The organism is Pseudonocardia sp. SID8383 (genome assembly GCF_009864975.1).
GTDB classification, from domain to species: domain Bacteria; phylum Actinomycetota; class Actinomycetes; order Mycobacteriales; family Pseudonocardiaceae; genus Pseudonocardia; species Pseudonocardia alni.
Genome location: NZ_WWFY01001129.1, coordinates 1 through 1,581 on the forward strand (window position 1 = coordinate 1; position 1,581 = coordinate 1,581).

Sequence of the window (1,581 nt, forward strand, 5' to 3'; positions counted from 1 at the left end):
CCCCCGGCGGACGGCTCGCCCTCGCGGCGACCGCGCCCGGGCGGGCCGAGCTCGGCCACGTCGTCGCCGACCTGCTGCGCGAGGCGCACGCGGCCGGGGCCGAGATCCGGTACGGCACGACCGTCGACCGCGGGTTCGTCGAGGAGCTGGACCCCGCGGCGGTCGTCGTCGCCACCGGGTCGGTGCCCGCCGTCCCGTCGTGGGACCCGGAGCGGCTGACCGTCCCCGTCGACGACGTGCTGGCCGGGGTGCGCCTGCCTCCGGGCCCGGTGCTCGTCGTCGACGAGCTCGGGTTCCACCAGGCCACCTCGGTCGCCGAGCTGCTCGCCGCCCGCGGGCACGCCGTCGAGGTCGTCACCCCCGCGCTGGTCGTCGGGCAGGACCTCGGGCTCACCCTGGACCGCGAGGGGTTCCGCCGCCGCGCGCACGCCGCCGGGATCCGCTGCCGCACCGACCTCGCCGTGCTGGGGGTGCTGCGCAGGGGTGAGCAGAGCCGTGGTGAGCAGAGCTGCGCCGAGCCCGACTGCACCGTGGAGCTGCTGCACCACCCGACCGGCCGCACCGAGCGGCGCGACGTCGGCGCCGTCGTCGCGGCGACGGCCACCGTCCCCGCCACCGGCCTGTGGTCCGCGCTGGCCGGCGGGCCGTGGCCGGTGCACCGGATCGGCGACGCGCTGACCCCGCGCCGGTTCGACGCCGCGATCCGTGAGGGCCGCCTCGTCGACCTGGAGCCGGGTCGAGTTCCTACGGTCGTCGGGTGACCAGCGAGATCCCGGGCCCGCCGCGCCGGAGCCCGTGAGTGGGCCGGGCCGGCCGTCCTCGCGCGGCCCCTGCTCGTCCTCGCCCTCGCCCTCGAGATGAGCGTCCTCCGACCGGCGCCGTCGTCCTCGCGGTGACCGCGCTGCGCCGGACCGGGACCCGACGGGGCAGGCTGGGACCGTGCGCCTCGCGGATCTGATCTGGCCCGACCTCGACCCGGCCGCGGCGTACACGCTGCTCGTGCCGGTCGGCTCCACCGAGCAGCACGGCCCGCACCTGCCGCTGGGCACCGACACCGCCGTGGCGTCGGCGGTCGCGTCGGCGCTGCACGACGCCGACCCGGGGCTCGTCCTCGCCCCCGCACTGCCCTACGGCGCCGCCGGTGAGCACGAGGGCTTCCCCGGCACCGTGTCGATCGGGGAGGACGCGCTGCGCACCGTCCTCGTCGAGTACGGCCGCTCGGCGTGCCGGTGGGCCTCGCGGCTGGTGCTGCTCAACGGGCACGGCGGCAACGTCGCCGCGCTCCGCTCGGCGGTGACCCTGCTGCGCCACGAGGGCCGCGACGCCGGCTGGCTGTCCTGCGTCGCCGACGTCCCCGGGGTGCCGCTGGACGCGCACGCCGGGCGCTACGAGACCTCGCTGCTCGCCCACCTGCATCCCGGCCTGGTCCGCACCGACCGCGCCGAGCCGGGCGACACCCGGCCGCTGCGCGAGGTCATCGGGGAGCTGCGGGCCGGGGGGATCGCCGCGGTCAGCCCGAACGGCGTGCTCGGTGACCCGGCCGGCGCGTCGGCCGGGGAGGGGCTGCGGCTGCTCGCGGCG

1 protein-coding gene and 1 pseudogene are annotated in these 1,581 nt (G+C 78.6%); both read left to right on the plus strand.

What is annotated here, in order from left to right; translation table 11 throughout:
• Nucleotides 1–761: pseudogene (locus GTW08_RS27425) on the plus strand (hypothetical protein); the annotation flags it as partial.
• A gap of 178 nt (nucleotides 762–939) precedes the next feature.
• On the plus strand, nucleotides 940–1,581 hold a 642-nt coding region (mftE, locus tag GTW08_RS27430), incomplete at its 3' end, for a mycofactocin biosynthesis peptidyl-dipeptidase MftE (RefSeq protein ID WP_161152719.1).